General features: G+C 71.1%; 19 protein-coding genes. 8 read left to right on the top strand and 11 right to left on the bottom strand.

Annotated features, from left to right (window positions below; translation table 11 throughout):
• Positions 1–255: 255 nt before the first annotated feature.
• From ABZ845_RS23310 to ABZ845_RS23295, 4 genes are read right to left on the bottom strand one after another with little or no spacing between them, the layout of a single operon-like run.
• Positions 256–1,512 carry a hypothetical protein gene (locus ABZ845_RS23310; protein WP_360982683.1) on the bottom strand — a complete coding sequence of 419 codons (1,257 nt, stop codon included), beginning with the start codon at positions 1,510–1,512 and terminating at the stop codon, positions 256–258.
• Positions 1,513–1,538: 26 nt separating this feature from the next.
• Complete coding sequence (locus ABZ845_RS23305; RefSeq protein WP_360982681.1) at positions 1,539–2,477, bottom strand: N-acetylneuraminate synthase family protein; 939 nt, start codon at positions 2,475–2,477, stop codon at positions 1,539–1,541.
• Between the two features lie 14 nt (positions 2,478–2,491).
• Entirely contained in the window at positions 2,492–3,856 is a 1,365-nt protein-coding gene (locus ABZ845_RS23300) for an N-acylneuraminate cytidylyltransferase (RefSeq protein WP_360982679.1), read from the bottom strand.
• A gap of 41 nt (positions 3,857–3,897) precedes the next feature.
• A complete protein-coding gene (locus ABZ845_RS23295) occupies positions 3,898–5,259 on the bottom strand; it encodes a DUF6716 putative glycosyltransferase (RefSeq protein WP_360982677.1) in 1,362 nt (453 codons plus the stop codon).
• Positions 5,260–5,457: 198 nt separating this feature from the next.
• Between ABZ845_RS23295 and ABZ845_RS23290 the strand changes: the two genes are divergently transcribed.
• From ABZ845_RS23290 to ABZ845_RS23275, 4 genes are all read left to right on the top strand, one after another.
• Positions 5,458–6,435: a glycosyltransferase family 2 protein gene (locus ABZ845_RS23290; protein WP_360982763.1), complete on the top strand. Its 978-nt coding sequence runs from the start codon at positions 5,458–5,460 to the stop codon at positions 6,433–6,435.
• The gene (locus ABZ845_RS23285; RefSeq protein WP_360982675.1) at positions 6,432–7,766 is read left to right on the top strand and encodes an alpha-2,8-polysialyltransferase family protein; all 1,335 of its coding nucleotides are present in this window, start codon (positions 6,432–6,434) and stop codon (positions 7,764–7,766) included. Before ABZ845_RS23290 ends, ABZ845_RS23285 begins: the two co-directional genes overlap by 4 nt.
• Before the next feature lie 206 nt (positions 7,767–7,972).
• Positions 7,973–9,202 carry an acyltransferase gene (locus ABZ845_RS23280; protein WP_360982673.1) on the top strand — a complete coding sequence of 410 codons (1,230 nt, stop codon included), beginning with the start codon at positions 7,973–7,975 and terminating at the stop codon, positions 9,200–9,202.
• Positions 9,203–9,328: 126 nt separating this feature from the next.
• Complete coding sequence (locus ABZ845_RS23275; RefSeq protein WP_360982672.1) at positions 9,329–10,270, top strand: class I SAM-dependent methyltransferase; 942 nt, start codon at positions 9,329–9,331, stop codon at positions 10,268–10,270.
• A gap of 169 nt (positions 10,271–10,439) precedes the next feature.
• Here the strand turns inward: ABZ845_RS23275 and leuE are convergent, their stop codons facing one another.
• On the bottom strand, positions 10,440–11,096 hold the full coding sequence (gene leuE / locus ABZ845_RS23270; RefSeq protein WP_360982670.1) for a leucine efflux protein LeuE: 657 nt from the start codon (positions 11,094–11,096) through the stop codon (positions 10,440–10,442).
• 146 nt (positions 11,097–11,242) lie between these two features.
• Positions 11,243–12,823, bottom strand: coding sequence for a methylmalonyl-CoA mutase family protein (locus ABZ845_RS23265; RefSeq protein ID WP_360982668.1), 1,581 nt, complete (start codon positions 12,821–12,823; stop codon positions 11,243–11,245).
• Positions 12,824–13,009: 186 nt separating this feature from the next.
• Here ABZ845_RS23265 and ABZ845_RS23260 point away from each other — a divergent pair, with 186 nt between their 5' ends.
• Entirely contained in the window at positions 13,010–13,828 is an 819-nt protein-coding gene (locus ABZ845_RS23260; protein ID WP_360982761.1) for a L,D-transpeptidase family protein, read from the top strand.
• A gap of 225 nt (positions 13,829–14,053) precedes the next feature.
• Here the strand turns inward: ABZ845_RS23260 and ABZ845_RS23255 are convergent, their stop codons facing one another.
• The 5 genes from ABZ845_RS23255 to ABZ845_RS23235 all read right to left on the bottom strand — a co-directional run bounded on the left by ABZ845_RS23255 (position 14,054) and on the right by ABZ845_RS23235 (position 18,477).
• Complete coding sequence (locus ABZ845_RS23255; RefSeq protein WP_360982666.1) at positions 14,054–15,136, bottom strand: hypothetical protein; 1,083 nt, start codon at positions 15,134–15,136, stop codon at positions 14,054–14,056.
• On the bottom strand, positions 15,136–15,810 hold the full coding sequence (locus tag ABZ845_RS23250; RefSeq protein WP_360982664.1) for an RNA polymerase sigma factor: 675 nt from the start codon (positions 15,808–15,810) through the stop codon (positions 15,136–15,138). Before ABZ845_RS23250 ends, ABZ845_RS23255 begins: the two co-directional genes overlap by 1 nt.
• A gap of 759 nt (positions 15,811–16,569) precedes the next feature.
• On the bottom strand, positions 16,570–17,187 hold the full coding sequence (locus tag ABZ845_RS23245) for an RNA polymerase sigma factor (protein ID WP_360982663.1): 618 nt from the start codon (positions 17,185–17,187) through the stop codon (positions 16,570–16,572).
• Positions 17,188–17,328: 141 nt separating this feature from the next.
• Complete coding sequence (locus ABZ845_RS23240) at positions 17,329–17,721, bottom strand: hypothetical protein (protein WP_360982661.1); 393 nt, start codon at positions 17,719–17,721, stop codon at positions 17,329–17,331.
• A gap of 180 nt (positions 17,722–17,901) precedes the next feature.
• A complete protein-coding gene (locus ABZ845_RS23235) occupies positions 17,902–18,477 on the bottom strand; it encodes a hypothetical protein (protein WP_360982659.1) in 576 nt (191 codons plus the stop codon).
• A gap of 304 nt (positions 18,478–18,781) precedes the next feature.
• On the opposite strand from ABZ845_RS23235, the gene ABZ845_RS23230 reads away from it, so the two are divergent.
• The 3 genes from ABZ845_RS23230 to ABZ845_RS23220 all read left to right on the top strand — a co-directional run bounded on the left by ABZ845_RS23230 (position 18,782) and on the right by ABZ845_RS23220 (position 20,474).
• Positions 18,782–19,390 (top strand): 2-oxo-4-hydroxy-4-carboxy-5-ureidoimidazoline decarboxylase, encoded by a 609-nt coding sequence (locus ABZ845_RS23230; protein ID WP_360982657.1) that lies wholly within the window; start codon positions 18,782–18,784, stop codon positions 19,388–19,390.
• A 215-nt stretch (positions 19,391–19,605) separates the two neighbouring features.
• Positions 19,606–19,986, top strand: a complete 381-nt coding sequence (gene sdhC / locus ABZ845_RS23225; protein ID WP_360982655.1) for a succinate dehydrogenase, cytochrome b556 subunit — start codon at positions 19,606–19,608, stop codon at positions 19,984–19,986.
• Between the two features lie 5 nt (positions 19,987–19,991).
• Positions 19,992–20,474: a succinate dehydrogenase hydrophobic membrane anchor subunit gene (locus ABZ845_RS23220; protein WP_360982653.1), complete on the top strand. Its 483-nt coding sequence runs from the start codon at positions 19,992–19,994 to the stop codon at positions 20,472–20,474.
• The last annotated feature ends 12 nt before the right edge of the window (positions 20,475–20,486 follow it).

Genomic DNA, 20,486 nt, shown 5'->3' with positions numbered 1-20,486 from the left:
CACTCCGGCGCCGGTCTGTCAGGCTCCGGTTCGCCGGGCCCCTGTTGTGTCGCCGCCACGTGTGGTCCCCCCACTGTGGAAACAGATATCCCCGCGCTCAGCCGGTCGGCTGGGCGCGGGGAGATTCAATGGGCGGATCGTGTCGGAGCGACGCGCGTCATGTGGACGGATCGTGAATGAGGCGTGGCTCTTCCGTGCGCGGCATACAGGGATCCCGAGATGACCCGATTCTCTGCGACCGCTTCTGTCCCGCCCCTATCCCGCAGCGATGTCCTGCCCCTTCGGCAGGTCCTCATCCGCCGTCACCGTGGGCAGCCGGTCCACGTCCCGGGCCGTGCCCGTGACGCCCGACAGGAAGCCCTGGGCGCGCGGTGACGCGTTCTGCGTGAGCCAGGCGGGGTCGATGTCGCACACGGCCACCCGCACCTCGGTGCCGACCAGAGCGAGCGGCAGGGTGTGGACGACCGTGGAGGGGAAGCTGAGGATCGTGCGGCCGATGGGGCCCCGGCGGGCGATCAGTTCCAGGGGCAGGTCCGGACGGACCACCTCCAGGCCCGTCTCGACCGCCAGTCTGTGGAGTTTGTCCGCGCTCTCGCGGCGATGGGCGAAGTAGCGCCGCGCCCCGTGCGCCCGGGCGAGGGTCCGCACGGCCTCCAGATAGCGCTGCCCGTCCACAACACCCGTCTCGACGAGGGATGTGCCCACGAGGTCGGCGCCCTTGGTGATGCGCGGCGGGCCGAACCGGGAGCGGGTCCAGCGGAAGTCGTTCGCGGTGACGGTGACCCCGTCCGGGGTCTCCTCGATCGGCATGGAGGAGAAGACCTCCACGGTGCGCCGGGTGCCCGGTGTCAGCTTGCGCCGGGCCGATGCCGAGACCGGCGCGAAGAGCAGGTCACGGGCGCCCGGACGGCCGCCCTTGCGGTGCCAGCGCACCAGGCGCTCGCCGCGGGCGAGCTGGGCGACGAATTCCATCGTCGCCGTGCCGTCGTCCACCACCACCAGCTCGCGGGCCCGGGTGATCGTCAGCAGCAGCTGTACGTAGCGGGAGAAGGGGTCCCCCATCACCACCCTTCGCGCCCGGCGCAGCAGCGGGGCGAGGCCGCCCACCGTGCGGAAGGGCGCTGTCGTGCCGCCGCGCGCCTCCTCCCAGCGCACGTCGTGCCCCTCTTCGCGGGCCAGCTCCGCCATACGGCGCAGCTGGCCTCGCGTCATCGGGTCGGTCGGGGACAGCACCACGAGCGTGAGCTTCTCTTGCGCCGGAGGCACCTCTGACGCCGGACGGCCCCCCGCTCGCGCGCCGTTCGCCCCGGCGCCTATCGCCGCCGTACGCCCCGCCCCGGACCGCCTGCCACCCTGCGCGGGGATTCCCGCCGCGCGCCCCGGCGCACCGGCACCGCCGGCCACCGTGGCGAGCGCGTGCGCGTGCGCCCACTCCAGTACGTTCAGGAGCTGTACGGGGCTCTCGACAAAGGCGAGCGTGTGGTGGCCGGCGGTTCCGGCGCGAGGGCTCATCGGCGTACGACCGTCCCCTAAGGTGCTCAGACCTGAACCGGCTCACCAGCAGCCGCGGCGATCTCCGCCTCGGCGACGACGCCCGCGACACGGCGCAGCTTCTTCATCGGGCCGAGCTCGGAGTCGTAGACCTTCTTGACACCGTCACCCAAAGACGCCTCGATGGTGCGGATGTCGCGGACCAGACGCTGCAGGCCACCCGGCTCCACGGACGCGGCCTGGTCGGAGCCCCACATCGCGCGGTCGAGGGTGATGTGGCGCTCGATGAAGGCGGCGCCGAGGGCGACCGCGGCGAGCGTGGTCTGCAGGCCCGTCTCGTGGCCGGAGTAGCCGATCGGGACGTTCGGGAACTCCATCTCCAGCGTGTTGATCACGCGGAGGTTGAGCTCCTCGGCCTTCGCCGGGTAGGTGGAGGTGGCGTGGCACATGAGGATGTTGTCGCTGCCCAGGACCTCGACCGCGTGGCGGATCTGCTTCGGGGTCGACATGCCGGTGGACAGGATGACCGTGCGGCCCGTGGAGCGCAGGGCCTTGAGCAGCTCGTCGTCCGTCAGGGAGGCGGAGGCCACCTTGTGGGCGGGCAGGTCGAACTTCTCCAGGAAGGCGACGGCCTCGGTGTCCCACGGGGACGCGAACCAGTCGATGCCCTTCTCCTTGCAGTACTCGTCGATCTGACGGTACTCGTCCTCACCGAACTCCACGCGGTGGCGGTAGTCGATGTAGGTCATCCGGCCCCAGGGGGTGTCGCGCTCGATGTCCCACTGGTCGCGCGGGGTGCAGATCTCGGGGGTGCGCTTCTGGAACTTGACCGCGTCGCAGCCGGCCTCGGCGGCCACGTCGATCAGCTTGAACGCGTTCTCCAGCTCACCGTTGTGGTTGATGCCGATCTCGCCGCAGAGGTAGACGGGGCGACCGGGACCGACCTCACGCGAACCGAACGTACGCAGACGGGAGTTGGTGCTCATGGAAGGAAAGTTCCTTACTTGTCGAGGGAGTCGAGAGAGGGGCCGAGGATCCAGCTGGCGATCTCTCGGATAGCGCCGTCACCGCCCGGGACGGTGGTGACCGCGCGTGCGGCGCCGCGCACGACGTCGTGGGCGCTCGCGACCGCCACGGGCCAGCCCACGAGGGCGAAGCACGGGAGGTCGTTGACGTCGTTGCCGACGTAGAGCACGCGCTCAGGCGCGATGCCCTGCTCCTCGCACCACTGCTTCAGTGCGAGGTCCTTCCGGTCGATGCCGTGCAGGACCGGGATCTGCAGCTTCCGGGCTCTGGCGGCGACGACCGGGTTCTTCTCCGTGGACAGGATGAGCATCTTCAGGCCGCTCTTGCGCAGCGCCGCGATGCCGAGTCCGTCCCCGCGGTGCACGGAGACGAACTCACGTCCGTCGGAGTCGATCAGCACCCTGTCGTCGGTCTGGGTGCCGTCGAAGTCGAGTACGACCGCGTCGATGTCGTCGCTGGTCGGGAGGGCACCCATGGGGGTCCCCCCGGTTCGGGCGGAGTCGGGGACTTGGGGGAGTTCCGCGTCGAACAGCGGGGCGAGTGCCCGGGCGCGGGCGAGGTCGTGCGGGTCGTCGATCTCCAGCACTCGGGCCGGGTCGGTGCGCACGAGTTCGGTGCGGCCGAAGAAGCGGTGGCGGTGCTCGCGCAGCCCCGCGGCGTCCATGGCGTAGGCGGCGCCGGTCTCCAGCAGGTCCTGGGGGCGGTCCTGGCGGCGCGGACGGAAGGACTTGTCGTGGTTGACGCCGTAGCCGCCGTCCGTGACCGTGCGCGTGTGTGTGCCGGTGTCCGTGGCGCCCAGGGGCCCGGCGGCTCCGCCCGTCTCGCCGGTGTGCTCTGAGGCGATGGCCCGCGCGGGTTCGTCGTCCGCGTCGCGCCAGATGAAGCCGTGGAAGGGGGCCACGGTCAGCGCCGTGTCCGCGCCGTTCTCGACCACTGCCGCGGCGACCCCGTCGACGTCCTCGCGGACGATGAACGGGCTGGTGCACTGGACCAGCAGCACCACGTCGACGGGCGCGCCGTGCAGCGCCTCGTGCGCGTCCATGGCGTGCAGGACGGCGTCCTCCGAGGTGGCCGTGTCACCGGCGATGGCGGCGGGGCGCAGCACGATCTCGGCGCCGGCCTCGCGGGCCGCGGCGGCGATGGCCTGGTCGTCGGTGGAGACCACGACGTCGGTGACGAGCCGTGCGGCCCGGCACTCGCGCACCGCGCGGGCCACCAGCGGCACCCCGCCGACCGGGGCGAGGTTCTTCGCGGGCACGCCCTTGGATCCGCCGCGCGCGGGGATCACCGCGAGCACGCGGCGTACCGGGGCCGGCTGTCCCGCTTCCGGGTTGGACATGGGCTGTACTCCTTGAGGTCCTTGGCGTGGGATCAGCGCGCTCACAGCTCCCCCATCCGCCGGATCACAGGCGCCACGCGCTGCACTCCGTGGCGGTAGGCGCCGCGGGCCGCGCGGCGGACGATCTGGCGCACCGGGCCCGGCGCCTTGTCGGCCGCGGGCGCGCCCGGCAGCGGGCTGCCGTCCGGGGCGAGGTGGTGGCGGGCGAGGACGCCGGGCAGATAGCCGGGCGCGGTGACGGGCGTGTAGTAGGGCGTGAGCGGCGGGAGTTCACCGGCGGCGAGCAGCGCGGCGATGCGTCCGCGCGCCTCGTCGAAGGCGGTCACGTACTCTCCGTCGGCGGCGACGCCCTGGCGGGAGACCCACTCCGGGTCGGGCAGCGGCTCGTGCCCGGCGTCGAGCTGGTCCCAGGAGGCGAGGCAGCCGGAGCCCACGAAGTGGTGGTTGCCGAGCGCCTCGCGTACCCCGAGGTCGGTGAGGACGACGGTGGGGATACGGCGGTGCAGGGACTCCAGAGCGGCCGTCGAGCTGACGGTGACCAGCAGGTCGGTCCTGTCCAGGACTTCCCCCATGTTCCCGTACACCAGGCGGAAGTTGGCCGGCAGGTCCTGGCGCTGGGCCAGCTTCTGGTAGGGCAGTTCCTCGATGTGCGTGGTGTGCTCGCCCGGCCTGGAGCGCAGCTTGAGCAGCACCTCGCGTCCGGGGTGGAGGCGCGCGTGCTGGATCAGCCGGTCCAGCAGGTAGGTGCGGTCCGCCCGGCTCTCCGGCACGGAGGGCTGGGCGGCGAAGACGACCGTGTAGGGGTCCTTCTTCTCGTAGGCGGCCCCGCCCAGGAAGGGCAGCGCCACCTCGGTCACCGACGAGGCGTCGGCGCCCACTCCCTCGTACACGGCCCGGAACCGGTCCGCGTCCTGGCGGGAGTTGGCGAGAACGAGGTCGGCTCCGTGCCTCAGCAGCAGGCCGTCGGCGAGCTTCTCGTAGACGACGCCGACATAACCGGTGACGACCACGGGCCGCTTCGCGTGCCCCTGCCAGACGTGGGCGAGACCGTGCAGCATCGCCTGGACGCCGCCGCCGACGAGGGCGAGCACGAGGATGTCGTACGACTCCTTCGCCATCTCGCGCAGGAACTCGACGGCGGTGACCTCGCGGAGCGAGTCCGCGCGGACGCCGACCTCATTGAGCTGGCGGGCGGTGGGCGTGGCCCGGCCCCGCAGGAGGAAGCCGTCGAGCCGGAGGTCCGCGTCAGGCACTTCGGACACTTCAGCGGATTCGGACAGCTTTGCGGACTTCGCGGATTCCTTCGGAGAAATGCGATTCGCGGTGAGCGCGCCCCATTTCCACCGGGTGTCGGAATCGGCTAGGACGGCGACCCGCAGGGACTTCGAGGTACTTGCTGGCACATCGAAGACGCTAGGAACCCATTCCGAGGACGAGCCCAACCGGAATGCAACAAAGGGTTAACAGCACATCGCCGAATGGCGAATCGGCTTGCGAAACGCCGGGGAAACAGTTGGGTTCACTATTCCGCCACGCGTCGTTCACCTGACATCAAGCCGCCGGTCAAGACGAAATCCGGGCCGCCGCCTAACGTCACAGGCGTGGTCAAGCTCTCCGTCATCGTGCCGTTCTACAACGTGCAGCAATACGCGCCCGACACCCTGAAGAGTCTGCGTGCGAACGCACGCGACGACTTCGAATTCATTCTCGTCGACGACTGCTCCCGCGACGAGACCCCGGACATCCTCGCGCGCGCCGAGCGCGAGCTGCCAGGCGCGGTGTATGTCCGGCACGAGAAGAACGGAGGGCTGGCGACCGCGCGCAACACCGGGATCGACAAGGCGCGCGGCGAGTACCTTACGTTCCTGGACGGGGACGACTGGCTCGCACCCGGCTACTACCCTCGGCTCGTGGCCGCCATGGACGAGCTGGGCTGCGATTTCGTCCGCACGGACCATGTCCAGTGCACCGGGCGGACGCGCGCCATCCACCGGGTGCCGCACGGACGGCGCGGCGTGGTCATGAACCCGCGTGACGCGATCCTGCCCGCCGACCGTTCGACCTCCGTCGACTATGCGTACGCATGGGCGGGCGCGTATCACCGCCGGCTGGTGGACCGGGGCCTTGTGCACTTCACCGACGGACTTCGCACGGCCGAGGACCGGCCGTGGATCTGGAAGCTGCACCGGGAGGCGGAATCCTTCGCGACGGTGAGCCTGATGGGCGTCTTCTACCGGCGCGGCGTCGCGTCCTCGCTCACCCAGATCGGTGATGTGCGGCAGCTTGATTTCATTCGTGCGTTCGACCAGGTGGTGGCCGAAACCGCGAAGGACCAGGATGCGGAGAAACTGCTCCCGAAGGCCGTTCGCACATATTGCGCAATCATTTCCCATCATCTGGGATCCATCGAAAGGTTCGAGCCAGCGGTGGCACGGAAACTGAAGTCGATGAGTGCTGTCGCGTTGCGGCGCATGCCGCAGGACGTGCTCGAGGACGCCCTCGACTCCATGGACATCGAGCGGGCCTCGCGCCTGCGCCGACTGCGCCGCCGGCCCGTCTCCTCGGGGGTGGCGGCGTGACGACGCAGATCTTCATGGCGTCGACGCTTTACGGCACGGCGACGCTGGCCGCAGCGCTGGACAGCGAGTGCTTCGGGCCCGCCGACCGGCGCATACTCCTGGTCTCCAACAACGCGGCGACGCCCGAGACCTCGGCCGCCCTGGACGAGATGCCGGGCTTCGAGCAGCTGCGGGGACGCTTCGGCGAGGTGATCTCCTGGAACGAGACCATCTCCCCCTTCCACCCGGGCGGCTGGGCTCCCCGTCCGGACGACGCACCGCTGTGGGAGAGGTACCTCAGGCTCCTGTGGGACCTCGGTGACGACGAAATCGAACTGATCGTCGAGTCGATCCAGGTCAACCCCGCGCTCGGCTTCTGCCAGATCTTCACCGGGGCGCCCGTGACCGTCTACGCGGACGGTCTGATGAGCTACGGCCCCACCCGCAACAAGATCGACCCGCTGGTCGGCACCCGGGTGGACCGGCTTCTGCACCTGGACCTGGTGCCGGGCCTGAAGCCGCTGCTGCTCACCGAGTTCGACGTCGAGCCGGAGATCGTCCCCACGGACGCGTTCTCCAAGGTCCTCACGGAGCTCGAGGCGACCGGGGACGCCCTGCCGTCCCTCGACGCCCCGGCACTGCTGCTCGGGCAGTACCTGTCGGCGCTGGAGATACTGACCGCCGAGGAGGAGGAGAACCTCCACGTACGGATGCTGAAGGGCGCCGTGGCGCTCGGCCACACGCGGATCGTGTTCAAGCCGCACCCCTCCGCGCCGGCCCGCTGGTCACGCGCGCTGGAGAGGGAGGCCGAGAAGCTGGGCGCCGAGCTGAGCGTGCTCGACACCCCGGTCCTCGCCGAAGTCCTCTACCAGCGGATGCGTCCCGCGCTGGTCGTAGGCTGCTTCTCCACCGCCCTGCTGACCGCGTCCGCGTTGTACGGCCTGCCGGTGGCCCGGATCGGCACCGGCCCGCTCCTGGACCGCCTCGCGCCGTACGAGAACAGCAACCGCGTGCCGGTGACCATCGTGGACGCGCTGCTGCCCGACCTGTCCGACCGCGCGGCGGTCGAGGAGCAGCGCCGGGCCATGGACGTGGCGGACCTGGACGCGCTCGTGCGCGCCGTCGGGTACGCGATGCAGCCCAAGATCTACCCGGATCTGCGCCCGGACGCCGAGCGGTATCTGACGCGGCACCTGACGCAGTACACCTGGCGCTACTTCAAGCGCAGGCGCCTGACGTCGCTGGCCCTGCCGGGCGCGGTCCCGTCCCAGCTGGCCTTCATCCCGCGCAACGCGACGGTACGCCGGGTGGCCCGCCGAGCCCGCTCGTTCAAGCGTGCGGTGCGCGGCTGAGGCGCGGATCGGCACATCCGAGAAGGCGGGGCCGGGTCACCACGACCCGGCCCCGCCGCTCTTGCTCGGGGCTCCCCCGACGCACCGGTCGCTCATAGGTGAATTCCTGTCAACGGCGAGGCGAAGACCCCCCTTGAGGGGGTAAGTAACCCCGAATATCGGACTAACGTGCTGTGGTCTGGCCGAGTCCCATCGAGGGGAACCCTGTGATCGACACGCCTGCCGACCCTCTTGGGGCCTCAACGGGCACCGCAGTCCGCACCGTTCTTCCGCCCGCCGCCGAGGCATCCTCCCAGGCGTCCTCCGCCGTGTCGCCGGCCGCGCCCTCCGTCGCGTCGCACACCGCCGGGCCGCCCGCCCCGGCCAAGCCCGCGAAGCCCCGTGAGTCGCGGCTGCGCGCCCTGGACGGGCTGCGCCTGGTCGCGGCGCTCATGGTGGCGTGCTATCACTACGGCGGTCGCGACGGCGATGTCTCACGGGCCTGGGGCACCTCACCACGGCACCAGTTCCCCGCGCTGCACCACCTGTTCGCATACGGCTGCCTGGGCGTGCAGGTGTTCTTCGTGATCAGCGGCTTCGTGATCTGCATGAGCGGCTGGGGGCGCCCGCTGCGCTCCTTCTTCGCCTCCCGCGCCTCCCGGCTGCTGCCCGCGTACTGGGCCGCGATCCTCATAATCACCGCGGTGTTCTCGCTGCCGATGGTCGCCTACAAGGCCCTCTCGCCGAGCGACACCCTGGTGAACCTGACGATGCTCCAGATGCCCCTGGGCGTCAACCGCGTGCTGGGCGTGTGCTGGACCCTGTGGGCCGAGGTGCGCTTCTACGCCCTGTTCGCGCTGTGCATCGTGCTGCCGGGCGCCAGCCGGCGCCGGGTCATCCTGTTCTGCGCCGGGTGGACGCTCGCCCTGGCGATGGCTCAGGGCGCCAAGATGCCGCTGCTCGACATCGTCCTTATGCCCGAGTACGCGCCCTTCTTCATCGGCGGTGTCGGCCTGTACCTGGTGCACCGCAACCGGCGTGACGCGTACGCCTGGGGCATCGTCGCGATCAGCTGGCTGATCGGCCAGCACTACGCGGTGGCGGGCCTGTGGCACTCCCCGAGCGTGCACGCGTTCTCCTACCGCAGCGCATGGAGCATCATGCTCATCGTCAGCCTCGGCTTCGCCGCCGTCGCGGCGATCGCACTCGGCTGGCTGGACTGGGCCAACTGGCGATGGCTGACGGTGGCGGGCGCGCTGACGTACCCCTTCTACCTCGTCCACGAGCATCTGGGCTGGGTCGTCATCAAGGTGCTGCACCAGACGCTCGGCATCCCGTCGTACGGCACCTTCCTGCTGACGGCCGCCCTCATGCTGCTGCTGGCGTGGCTGCTGAACCGGTACGTGGAGAACTGGCTGACTCCGAAGCTGCGCACGGTCCTGTCCCGGCCGCTGTAGAGCTTCACCCCGGGGAGTTGGCCCGCCGTTCACCTCATCGCACGTTTGGGCGAGTATCCACGGGCAGACGCTGAACAGTCCCGCGCAAGCTCTGTTCGAACCAGCACAAAGGAGTGCTACGTCCTCATGGCGACAGCAGCAGAAACGATCCGACCGCCCCACCGGCTCGACGACGTCCCCGGGTGGTTCCCCGTGCTCGACCAGACGCTCTTCGCATGGTTCCTGGAACGGCAGGAGTCCGCGGGGCTGCGGGGCGACCTGCTGGAGGTCGGGGTGTACATGGGCAAGAGCGCGATATTCACCGGTCTCCACCTTCAGGACGGCGAGCGGTTCACGGTGTGCGACCTCTTCGAGGGCGACGCGCCGGACGAGGCCAACAACGCGGAGGCGACCAAGTCCTACAGCTCGCTGACCCGGCGTGCCTTCGAGGAGAACTACCTCTCCTTCCACACCGCGCTCCCCCGTGTCCTCCAGGGCCCCAGCTCCCTGGTGCCGGGCGAGGTCGCCGCTCGCTCCTGCCGGTTCGTACACATCGACGGCTCACATCTGTACGAGCATGTGCGCGACGACATCACTGCCGCCCGTGACGCGCTGCTGCCCGGCGGAGTCGTCGTCCTCGACGACTTCCGCTCGGAGCACACTCCCGGCGTCTCCGTGGCCGTCTGGGAAGCGGTGCTCAACAACGGACTGCGCCCCGTCTGCCTCAGCACCCAGAAGCTGTACGCGACCTGGGACGATCCCGAGCCGGTCCAGGAGCAGCTGCTGACGATGGTGCGGGGGCGCGACGACCTCCACCTCAGCGTCCAGCATGCGGCCGGGCACCGCCTCGTGCGCGTCAAGTCCAAGAAGGGCATGCGAGCCCCGGACTTCCCGGCCTCCCGCCACGCAGAGGCTCCCGCACCCGCGACGCCGGAGCCCCTCTCCCCCAGGCCCGCGCCCGCCGCGCCGCAGCGCACAAGCGGACACGGCCGCAGCCGCGCCCGCCGCCTCGCCGTCGATCTGCTGCCGCCCCTGGTAACCCGGGCGATCCGCACCGCCCGCGCGAACAGGCACGCCACGGCACGATGACGCGGTTCGGGGGCGGCTCAGCCGCCCCCGTACGCCGCCCGCACGGCCCGCGGAACCGGCGTCCTCCTGATCCGCCCGGACGGCTGTGCGGGCCGGGCGGGCGAGACCGCCGAGGGGCCGGCTGAGTACGCGGCGCGGGTCGCCGCCTGCCCGGCCCCTTGAGGACGGCTCAGGTGCTCGCCATCGACAGCTTGACCGCGAAACCCAGGAAGAGGGCGCCCGCGGCCGAGGTGGCTCCCGCCGACAGCCGCTTGCGGCGGCGGAACGCATCCGCGAGGCGCGTACCGCTGAATATCAGTGCGCTCAGATAAAGGACGCTGACGAGCTGGGCGAAGGCGCCGAGCACGACGAAGGACAGGGCCGGGTAGGCGTACCCGGGGTCGACGAACTGCACGAAGAAGGCGACGAAGAACAGGATCGCCTTGGGGTTGACCAGGCTGACGACCAGGGCGCGGCGGAAGGGCCGCTCCTCGGCGGGGGCCCCGCCCGTGCCCGGGTCCGTCTCCTCGGCCTGCTCCCGCCGGGCACGCCACATCCCCCAGGCGGCCCGCAGCATCCCTATCGCGAGCCAGGTCAGATAGGCGGCGCCCGCGTACTTCACGATCCCGAACAGCACGGCGTTCGCCTTCAGCAGCGAGGCGACCCCGGCCGCGGACAGCGTCATCAGCACGGTGTCCCCGCACCAGACACCCGCCGCGGCGGTATATCCGGACCGCACCCCGCGGCGGGCCGCGACGGAGAGGACGTACAGCGAGTTGGGCCCTGGGAGGAGGACGATCAGAACGAGTCCTGCCAGGTAGGTGGGAAGGTCGATGACGCCGAACATGGAAAGGAGTCTCGCACGGGGGTCTGACACCGCTGCCTCGGGTCCCAGTGGGCGAGACCGCCGGCCGCCGTCGCGAACGATGCCGACGCAGAACCGACGCCGACACCGACGCTCCGCGGCAGCGGCACACTCCGGCCAAGGGCAGGTCAGAAGACGTCCGAGGGCACGTACGACCCCCAGACCTCCCGCAGCGCGTTGCACACCTCGCCCACCGTGGCGCGGGCTTTGAGGGCCTGCTTCATGGGGTACAGAACGTTGTCCGTGCCCTCCGCCGCCTTCCTCAGCTCCGCGAGGGCCGCGTCGACCGCTCCCTGGTCCCGCTCGGCGCGCAGCCTCGCGAGGCGCTCCGCCTGCTGGGCCTCGATCGCCGGGTCGACGCGCAGCGGCTCGTACGGCTCCTCCTCGTCCAGCTGGAAGCGGTTGACGCCGACGACGACCCGTTCGCCCGAGTCCGTCTCCAGGGCGACGCGATAGGCGCTGCGCTCGATCTCGTTCTTCTGGAAGCCCTGCTCGATCGCCGCCACCGCGCCACCGAGGTCCTCCACCCGCTGCATCAGCTCCAGCGCCGCCGCCTCGACGTCGTCCGTCATCCTCTCCATCACGTACGAGCCCGCGAAGGGGTCGACCGTCGCCGTCACATCGGTCTCGTAGGCCAGGACCTGCTGGGTGCGCAGGGCCAGGCGCGCGCTCTTGTCCGTGGGCAGCGCGATGGCCTCGTCGAAGGAGTTCGTGTGCAGCGACTGGGTGCCGCCGAGCACTGCGGCCAGGCTCTGGACGGCGACCCGGACCAGGTTCACCTCCGGCTGCTGCGCCGTGAGCTGGACACCCGCCGTCTGGGTGTGGAAGCGCAGCATGAGCGACTTCGGGTTCTTCGCCCCGAACTCGTCCCTCATCACCCGGGCCCAGATCCTCCGGGCCGCGCGGAACTTGGCGATCTCCTCCAGGATCGTCGTGCGCGCCACGAAGAAGAAGGACAGCCGCGGAGCGAAGTCGTCCACGTCCATGCCCGCCGCGACGGCCGTACGCACGTACTCGATGCCGTCCGCGAGCGTGAACGCGATCTCCTGCGCGGGAGACGCCCCCGCCTCGGCCATGTGGTAGCCGGAGATCGAGATCGTGTTCCACTTCGGGATCTCGGCCTTGCAGTACTTGAAGATGTCCGCGATCAGGCGCAGTGAGGGCTTGGGCGGGAAGATGTACGTCCCGCGCGCGATGTACTCCTTCAGGACGTCGTTCTGGATCGTGCCCGTCAGCCGGCCGGCCTCGACGCCCTGTTCCTCGGCCACCAGCTGGTACAGCAGGAGCAGCAGGGCCGCCGGTGCGTTGATCGTCATCGACGTCGACACCTTGTCCAGCGGGATGCCGTCGAACAGGATCCGCATGTCGTCTACCGAGTCGATCGCGACACCCACCTTGCCGACCTCGCCGTGCGCGATCGGCGCGTCGGAGTCGTGGCCCATCTGGGTGGGCAGATCGAAGGCGACCGACAGTCCCGTCGTGCCGTGGGCGATCAGCTGCTTGTAGCGCGCGTTCGACTCCACCGCCGTGCCGAAACCGGCGTACTGGCGCATCGTCCAGGGCCGCCCGGTGTACATCGACGGGTAGACGCCGCGCGTGAACGGGTATGCCCCCGGTTCCCCCACCTTCTCGCGGTGGTCCCAGCCGTTGAGGTGGTCCGGCCCGTACACCGGCTCGATGGGCAGTCCGGACTCCGACTCGCGCGCCATGTTGTGTGCCTCCGCGTTCCCTCGATACCCGTCTCTGGTGGCCTGGGCTCCTGACTCACAGCCATGCCCCGTGCTCACAACCATGCCCCTTGGTTCGCGAGCGGTCACGCGTGGGGAGCATCTCAGGTGACACGGCGGGACACCGGGACCGGTGAGACGACGGGGGTGGGCATGCGCGGCAAGGGCATGGGAAGTCGGACGGCCGTGGCAGCCTGGGGCTGTGCGCTCGCCGCGCTCGCCGCGGTCACCGCGGTCGCCGGCTGCACGGCGGGGCCCGCGGACGCGAAGGGCGGGCAGCGTTCCGCGGTACACATCGGGATCCCGCACTCCTCGCCCGCCACCGGCGGGGCGGTCACCAAGCCGAAGCCCTCACCCGGCGCCCTGTGGAAGCGGGACGACTCGGGTCCGGGCGTGCGCAAGCTCCAGGCCCGGCTGCGTCAAGCCGACTGGCTGTTCGACGGCCCGACCGGGACGTACGACGACCTGACCGAGAACGCCGTCAAGGGCTTCCAGGGCAAGCGCCGACTGCCGCGGACGGGGCAGGTCGACTCCGTCACCTGGCAGAGGCTGCTGCGGATGACGCGCAAGCCCGGCACATGGGAGCTGTACCTGATGGGCGGTCAGCCCGCCGCGGCTCCGGATCCTCGCTGTATGACGGGCCGGGTGCTGTGCATCAGCAAGAGGAGCCGGACGCTGCGCTGGATGGTCGACGGACGGACACTCTCGACCATGGCGGTCCGCTTCGGCACCCAGTACTCACCCACCCGCGAGGGGGTGTTCCACGTCTACTGGAAGTCGCGCCACCATGTGTCCACGCTCTACCACTCGCCCATGCCCTACGCGATGTTCTTCAGCGGGGGCGAGGCGGTGCACTACTCGTACGACTTCGCGGCACGCGGATACGCCGGGGGTTCGCACGGATGCGTGAACGTACGGGACGAGGCGGCCGTCTCCGCGCTGTTCTCCCAGGTGCGGACCGGCGACAAGGTGGTCGTCTACTGGTGACAGCAGCCATGTGCGGGGCGCGGGCGGGACCGGGGGAACGTGTCCCGCCCGCGCCGAGGTGCACTGAGCCGTGGGTACGGGGGGAACCCCGGCTCTGTGCGGCAGCCGATGACCAGTCGGCTCACTCAGTACTGCGCCTCGGCGCCCGAAAGTGTCACACCCACCGCGAGAAATTTCTGGGAACCCAGAAAACCGCAGGTCGGATGGGGGTCGGTGGGGCGTGGCTCAGCCCGCTGAGGTGCTGGTCCCGGAAGGCCGCGGCGCGCTGAACGACGGGCTCGGGTACTTCGTCCCACCCGGCACGAGCGGAGCCAGAGGGTGGAATGCGCCCGGCAGAGGGCTGGCCATGCCGTTGCCGCCCGGCCATATGTGGCCCTCGCCGTCATCGCCGCCACTGTGGTCACCGCCCTGGTCACCGTCGCCGCCGTGGTGGCCCCTGCCGTCCCCGTCGCCACCGGAACCGTGGCTGCCTCCGGAGCCCGGACCGCCGTGGTCGCCGAGAGCGAGCTTGCAGAACGTCTTCACCCGTCCGCTGCCGCCTGCCGCGTCTTCCAGACCGCGCATCCGCTGTGCGCCGACGTCCTTGCCCCCGGCCATGTCGCGGCAGGCGGAGCGCACGGACGCCCACCACTCCTGGCTACGGCCCGTGGTGTCGTGCGTGCCCTCGAAGCCGGGCCGGCCGGTGGCCATGGAGCCGCCGCTCGCCTCGCCGGCCGAGGAGCCGTCCCCCGTCGGCACGCCACTGACGCCGCCCGGGTCCGCCGGCCGTGTCGGCAGGCCGTCGGCCTCGTTCGTGCCGGGCGTCGGGGAGTTCACCAACTGTCGCGCGGTCGCGTCCGTCGACACGGACGCGGCGGGCCCCGGATCGTCGCTGAACGGCGTCGGCAGCACTCCGCTTCCGGCCGCTACGGCGACTCCGCTGATCATCCCGGCGGCCATCGCCGCGGCGAGGCCGAGGCGCAGGGGGCGGCCGAAGCGAGCCTTGCGGCGGTCCGCGACGGGACGCCCGAGGCGGACCAGCCCGGCGTCCGCGGCCTCAACCGCGTGGTGCCCGTGGGCACCCCGGCCATCGGCGGACGCCGCGTCCACTGTCCGGGCCTCGCGCGCGGCGCGGAACGCGGCCAGCGCGGCGGCCTCGCCCGGGAGTTCGGCACCGGCCCGCGGGGGTGCCGGGACGAGTGCGTCGAGGGCCTCGGTGAGCCTGTCGGCGCGGGCGCGGGTGTCGTCGTCGACGAAGTTCAGCGGCTCCCCACGCAGCACCTGCTCCGCCGCGTCACTACTCAGCCATCTGTGCTGCTCGTCGGCCATCACATGTCCTTCTGCGTCCGCGAACGCATATGCGTCACACCGGCGGACGTCACCGTGCGCCGGTGGGCGCCTCTCTGGGGTGGCATCGCGCCGAGAGCGCCCACCGATTCCGGATCCCCCTCCGCGCCCGGGCCGATCAGCTCCGCGAGGCGCCTCAGGCCGCGGTGCGCCGCGGTGCGCACGGCTCCCGGGCGCTTGCCGAGCGTCTCGGCGGCGGTCTTGGCGTCGAGGCCCACGACCACGCGCAGCACGACGGCCTCCGCCTGGTCCTGCGGGAGCTGCGCTATGAGGGAAAGGGCACGTCCTGTGGCGAGCGCCTCCAACGCCTCACCGGCGGTGTCCGACTCGGCCGCCCTCCCGGTCAGTTCCGTCTCGTCGCCGCCCACCGCCGGGCGCCGCCCGCGCATGCGTATGTGGTCGAGCGCGCGGTTGCGGGCGATCCTGGCCGCCCAGCCGCGGAACCGGTCGGCGTCACCGCTGAACCGGTCGAGGTCACGCGAGATCTGGAGCCACGCCTCGGAGGCGACGTCCTCCGCGTCAGGGTCGCCGACCAGTGTCCGTACGTACCCCAGCAGCCTCGGATGCACTGCTCGATACACGGTCCGGAACGCGGCCTCGTCCCCGTCCTGTGCCGCTAGCACCGCGGCCGTCAGCTCCGCGTCGTCCGCCAGCACCCCGAACTGCCCCTCCGTGCGCCCGATCCGGCACCGCTCGCGCGGAACGGATTCTCGCTCTCGTGATTCCTCATCGTTGGTGCGGTCTGAGTCCGCTCGTGGTCTGCGGCGGTTGTATCACCCGTTTTACTGGTCGTCCGCGGTCGGCGCGAAAGGCACGTTACGGCGTGAAACCGGTCCACGTCCATGTTCGTACAATGTGCAACCAACCCGTGACGCGGCGAGGTGTGACACAAAACGCATCCACGGCGCTGTAGAGAGTACGGGCCGCCGCGCGACCCGTGACGCGCGACGGCCGGGGCCTCTCCTGTGGGGGGTGGTGGCCCCGGTCGTTGCCATCTAAGGCCAGGAGCCCGCGCGTTGAGCGGTCCGGCCGGCGCCCGGTCCCGCGGGGACGGTGCGCGTCTTCTCTCCCCCTTCTTACTCCGTTCCGCCTATCCGCTCCGCTTCTTCACCGGTTCGCGCGGACTTCTTCGCCGATGCTCCGCACGGGCTTCGCAGTGGGCCTGGCGTTCGTGGGCGGGTTTCGCCGGGAAGCGACGGCGGCCCCCGCCGAACGCGCCGCCCGGGAGCACCACGAGCAGGGTGCGCGGCGTGCGCCCCGAACCGCGCCGCGCACGCGGGCGCCAGTCGTCGCACCGCCGGATACGCACGGGCCGCGCGCGCTGGTGCTCCCCGCGCGCCTCCCGGAAGGCGGCGGGGGCGCGCGCCACCGTTCGCCCATGACCGTGCCCGTCCCTGACCCTGCCGGGCTCGCGCTCATTCCGGCTCCCCCAGCGTCCCCGCGCCGCCATCCGTCACACCCGGGGTCCCGAACTCGCGCGCCAGCCGCTTCAGTCCCCGGTGGGCGGCGGTACGGACCGCGCCGGGTCTCTTTCCGAGCACACGGCCGGCCGCGGGCGCGTCGAGGCCGACGACCACGCGCAGCAGCACCGCCTCCGCCTGGTCGCGCGGCAGCCGGGATATCAGCTTCAGCGCATGCGCGGTGGAGAGGGACTCCAGCGCCTCGTCGTGGGTGTCGTGGCCGCCGGGCAGATCGAGGACGTCGCTGTCGAGCGTGGTGGACCGCGGGCGGACACGCCGGCGGCGCAGATGGTCCAGCGCCCGATGCCGGGCGATGGTCGCCGTCCAGCCGCGGAAGCCCGCACCGTCGCCCCTGAAGCGGGTCAGATCGCGGGCGATCTCCAGCCAGGCGTCGGACGCCACGTCCTCCGCGTCGTCACCGACCAGCCCGCGCAGATAGCCGAGCAGCCCCGGCTGCACGATCCGGTAGGCGACCGCGAAGGCGGTCTCGTCCCCCTGCTGCGCGCGAGCGACGGCCGGACCCAGCTCCGCGTCGTGCGCCCCCGCGCGGCGGGGCTCCCCTCCCTGGCCCAACGCTGTCCTCGTCCGTGGCGATCGGTCCCGCGTCCCCGGACGTGGCCCACTCCGTTCGGACCACGCCCCCCAGGGGCATCAGCGTCGGCGCACGGGGAAACGTCACTGGCCGCCACACGGCCACGTCCGCCCGGAGGAGCCTCAGGCCCCGGCGCCACGCACCGCGTCCCGGCACAGCAGCCGCAGCGAGCCGTCGCCCCGGTAGCAGCGGCGGGCCTCGTCGACGGGGTCCCACAGCCGGCCGTCCGGCGTGCGCACCCAGTGGTCGCCGCCGGTCGCCCACCACTCTCCGCCGGTCAGCCGCACCACCACCTCGCCCGCGTACGCCCCGAACCCGCGCAGCACGGTCTCCACGGCGGCGTACGGCGCGCCCTGACTCCGTATCTCCTCGATCGTCCGGTCCACCCGCCACAGGCTCTGCGCGGAGTAGTCGAGCCGCAGCCGGGCGCCCTCGCGCATGGCCGTGACGACGTCGGCGGCCCAGCGCGCAGGCTTGTTCGCGGCGTGGGGCCTGATCACCTCAGTTGCGTTCACAACCGGAAGAGCGTCCGCCGGGCGCCGCGCGTCACGCCGTTCGGAAGGGGTTTCCCACACCGGCGCAGGACCGCCGCACGGCGCTACAGGACGGCCACAGGATCCTTGCACGGACCGGGTTTACGCGGGCCGGTCCACACAGGCGGGAAGCGCCCAGGGCGCGACACCGCCCACCACTGCCTACGCGCGGCCGCGCGCCCGCCGGGAGACCACGGCCCGCAGCACCCGGCGGCCCTCGGTCGACAGGTCCAGGGCCTGCCGCAGCCCGGTCGTGCCATGGCTCGTGACCAGTTCCAGAATGGCCGCCTGGCGCCGCAGTTCGGCGGCGACGAGCGGCGACATGCCGTCCGTGCGGCCCTCTCGGCGCGCGGCCGCCGAGGACTCGTCGTCGTTGTCGGTGGGGTCCAGCAGCCGGTGGATCCGGAGCGCGGCCACCGAGCAGGCGTCGGCCCACTCTCGTACGGCGTCGGCGGAGGGCCGGGCGGGAACCTCATCGAGCATGCGGCGGGCGAGCTGCGCGGCCTCGGCCTCCGAGGCGCACTCCGCTTCGCCCTCCGTCTTGTCCGCGTCCGCCAGTTCGGCCCGCGCCTTCGTGAGCCGTTCCTCCCACTCATGGCCCTCGACGAGGCTCGCCCACAGCGGGCGCAGGACCTCGTCGTCACCCCCGAGAAGCGGAACACACCGATCCAAACAAGCCAGCCCGCTCGCCGCGAGCGCACGCTCATCGGCCCCCGCGATCAGGTCCACCAGACTCATCACGCCTCCTCGAAACGCCGCTTCGGGGGCGCCTCACATCTACGGAGCCCGTACTTCCCCTTACTGCGTGCAACCTACCGGGAGTGTCACAGGGACACCACGCCCTGTCGCAGCGGAGTTCGAATGAGAGCGTTTTCGGCCAATCCAGGTTGCCCCCCTGTTCACTTCAGGGGCCCCTCACCCGTCCAGCAACCGCCGCGAAACTCTCCCATCCGGGTGAAATCCGGTCAGCCGTTGGACGGCGCCCCGACCGCCACGGATAACGTGGCCGCGCACTCCCGCACCTTCCCCTGCCGATCCCCACGTGCCGTCCCCACGACGACACGCCGCCTCACGCCGAGGACCCACGCTGCCTTCGCACCGTCTTCCGCATCTCCCCGGCTCCGCCACCCTGCCGGCGCAACGCCGCTCCCAGGTCCCCGCCGGCCTCGAGCGGTTCAACGCCGCGCCCGCCGACGACGTCCGGCGCGCCCTGCTCGCCTGCTGCGGCAGCCTGCGCTGGGCGTGCCGCGTGGCCGACCACCGGCCCTACCCGGACCTGGACTCGCTGCTCGCCGCGGCCGACGAGGCGGCGTACGACCTCGCACCCTCCGACCTCGCCGAGGCGCTGTCCTGCGAGTCGATCACCCCGCTCCCGGCCGACATCTACTCGGCCGCACGTACCGCCCTGAGCGCGGCCCACGCCGCCTACGAAAGCCGTTTCGGACACGTATTCGTCATCTGTCTGGACGATGTGTCACCCGACGAGGCGGCCGACCGGGTACTGGCAGCCATCCGGTCACGATTGGCGAACGATCCCGAGGACGAGCGCCCGCTGGCGGCGGACGAGCTGCGACGCCTGGCGCGGGGCAGGCTGATCCGCCTGGTGCGCGACTACTCGGGCGCGCCCGCGCGGACGGAACACGCCCACTGAGGCGTCCACCCGGGTGGAACACGGGTGGAATATCCGACCGGCCAATAGCCCGTCCGTGCTCGTTTGATTGCCAGTTTGATCACATAGGTAGGGCCGCCGTAAGAGTCAGGACAACACGTCGCTACGATGCTGGGGGCCGGTGGACCGTACCCGGCCGGGCCCGACCGACACAGAAGCCGGCGCGGCCCTAGTCCCCGCTCCCGGAGGGTTCTTCCGTGCCGGCTGGAACGCTGTACCGCGGCCGGGAAGGAATGTGGTCCTGGGTGGCTCACCGAGTCACCGGCGTCCTCATCTTCTTCTTCCTGTTCGTACACGTGTTGGACACCGCACTCGTCCGTGTCTCCCCAGAGGCCTACGACAAGGTCGTGGCCACGTACAAGACGCCGATCGTCGCGTGCCTGGAGTACGGCCTCGTCGCCGCCATCCTCTTCCACGCGCTCAATGGCCTCCGCGTCATCGCCGTCGACTTCTGGTCGAAGGGCCCGCGCTACCAGAAGCAGATGCTCTGGACCGTCGTCGGCGTCTGGGTCCTGCTGATGATCGGGGCCATCTACCCCGTCCTCGGCCACGCCGCTCGTGAAGTGTTCGGGAGCTGACGCGCATGTCCACGACTGAAACCACCGCCTCGGGCATCGGCCCCGTCGAGGGCGCCTCGCTGTACGACGTCGACAACCCGGCGCCGTTCATCGAGCCCCCGCGCAAGCGGACGGTCAAGACCCCCAAGTCGACCCGCGGCAACTTCGAGATGTACGGCTGGCTGTTCATGCGCCTGTCCGGCATCGTCCTGGTCGTCCTGGTCATCGGCCACCTGCTGATCCAGCTCGTGCTGGACGGCGGTGTCTCCAAGATCGGCTTCGCCTTCGTGGCCGGCCGCTGGGCCTCCCCCTGGTGGCAACTGTGGGACCTCGCGATGCTGTGGCTCGCCATGCTGCACGGCGCCAACGGCCTGCGTACCGTCGTCAACGACTACGCGGAGCACGCGAGCACCCGTCTGTGGCTGAAGGGCCTGCTGTACACCGCGACGGTGTTCACCATCCTGCTGGGCACGCTGGTGATCTTCACCTTCGACCCGAACATCCGCTAGGCACGGGGCTGC

Origin of the sequence: Streptomyces sp. NPDC047022 (assembly GCF_040644155.1) — a bacterium.
Lineage (GTDB): Bacteria > Actinomycetota > Actinomycetes > Streptomycetales > Streptomycetaceae > Streptomyces.
Note: the sequence above shows the minus strand (reverse complement) of the source record. Positions and strands in the feature narration are given on the sequence as shown.

Coding starts and splice junctions, on each gene's coding strand:
- ABZ845_RS23310 (WP_360982683.1), bottom strand. CDS start 1,512: ATGAGCCCTCGCGCCGGAACCGCCGGCCACCACACGCTCGCCTTTGTC.
- ABZ845_RS23305 (WP_360982681.1), bottom strand. CDS start 2,477: ATGAGCACCAACTCCCGTCTGCGTACGTTCGGTTCGCGTGAGGTCGGT.
- ABZ845_RS23300 (WP_360982679.1), bottom strand. CDS start 3,856: ATGTCCAACCCGGAAGCGGGACAGCCGGCCCCGGTACGCCGCGTGCTC.
- ABZ845_RS23275 (WP_360982672.1), top strand. CDS start 9,329: ATGGCGACAGCAGCAGAAACGATCCGACCGCCCCACCGGCTCGACGAC.
- leuE (WP_360982670.1), bottom strand. CDS start 11,096: ATGTTCGGCGTCATCGACCTTCCCACCTACCTGGCAGGACTCGTTCTG.
- ABZ845_RS23265 (WP_360982668.1), bottom strand. CDS start 12,823: ATGGCGCGCGAGTCGGAGTCCGGACTGCCCATCGAGCCGGTGTACGGG.
- ABZ845_RS23260 (WP_360982761.1), top strand. CDS start 13,010: ATGGGAAGTCGGACGGCCGTGGCAGCCTGGGGCTGTGCGCTCGCCGCG.
- ABZ845_RS23255 (WP_360982666.1), bottom strand. CDS start 15,136: ATGGCCGACGAGCAGCACAGATGGCTGAGTAGTGACGCGGCGGAGCAG.
- ABZ845_RS23235 (WP_360982659.1), bottom strand. CDS start 18,477: ATGAGTCTGGTGGACCTGATCGCGGGGGCCGATGAGCGTGCGCTCGCG.
- ABZ845_RS23220 (WP_360982653.1), top strand. CDS start 19,992: ATGTCCACGACTGAAACCACCGCCTCGGGCATCGGCCCCGTCGAGGGC.